Here is a 935-nt window from a genome sequence, read left to right as displayed (position 1 = left end):
CTGAGGGCTGGTTGTTTCCGGGCAAGCCCAAGATCAACCCCCTCTCGTCGCGCCAACTCCACCGCGCCTTCAGCTCGGCAAAGCACATCGCGGGGATCAAGAAGCCGGGCAGCACGCTGCACACGCTGCGGCATAGCTTCGCGACGCACCTTCTGGAGGCCGGTACGGATGTGCGGGTGATCCAGGTCCTGCTCGGGCATGCCAAACTCGAAACAACGGAGCGCTACACACATGTCGCCACGAAGCTGATCCGTGACACGGCGAGCCCCTACGAGACGCTGGCCAAGCTGCAGGATCGAAGCCGGGAGTAGCGGACCAGGGTGGTGCCCCGCCCGCGGCTTGAGATCGCTGACATCTTTCGCGCCCATGGTCCCGCATGGCGGCGGGCCAATGCCGGGCATGTCAGCCTCACCCAACTCAGGGTGATGTCGGCGATTGAAGCCTGCCGGACCGAGGCGCTCGGCGGGCATGTGGCAGCCTGCGCCAAATGCGGTCACCGGCATGTCGCGTACAATTCCTGCAAGAACCGGCACTGCCCGAAGTGCCAAGGGCCGGCCGCGCGCGACTGGATGGCAGCACGGGCCGATGACCTGCTGCCGGTGGAGTATTTCCATGTGGTCTTCACCCTGCCGGCGGAGATCGCACGGATCGCCTACTGGAACAAGACGGCGGTCTACGGCCTGCTGTTCCGAGCGTCAGCCGAGACCGTGACGACCATCGCCGCCGATCCCCGGCACCTTGGCGCCCGCGTGGGCATGACCTCTGTACTCCATACCTGGGGTTCGGCGCTGACCCACCACCCGCATGTCCACATGATCGTGCCCGGCGGCGGCCTGTCACCTGACGCTACACGCTGGATCGCCTGCCGCCCTGGTTTCCTTCTGCCCGTGCGCGTCCTGGCCCGGCTGTTCCGGCGCCTGTTCCTGGAAGGGCTG

Annotated in this window: 2 protein-coding genes; both read left to right on the top strand. The window is 66.4% G+C overall.

Annotated elements, in window-relative coordinates; all coding sequences use genetic code 11:
• The coding region (locus tag AC2FNC_RS20840; protein WP_496716594.1) for a tyrosine-type recombinase/integrase at positions 1–311 on the top strand (311 nt) is incomplete at its 5' end.
• Positions 312–323: 12 nt separating this feature from the next.
• Positions 324–935, top strand: a 612-nt coding sequence (locus AC2FNC_RS20835; protein WP_496716592.1) for an IS91 family transposase, incomplete at its 3' end; no start/stop codon positions are given.

Source organism: Ruegeria sp. BHSA123 (genome assembly GCF_059613425.1).
This window is presented reverse-complemented; position numbering and strand designations above follow the sequence as displayed.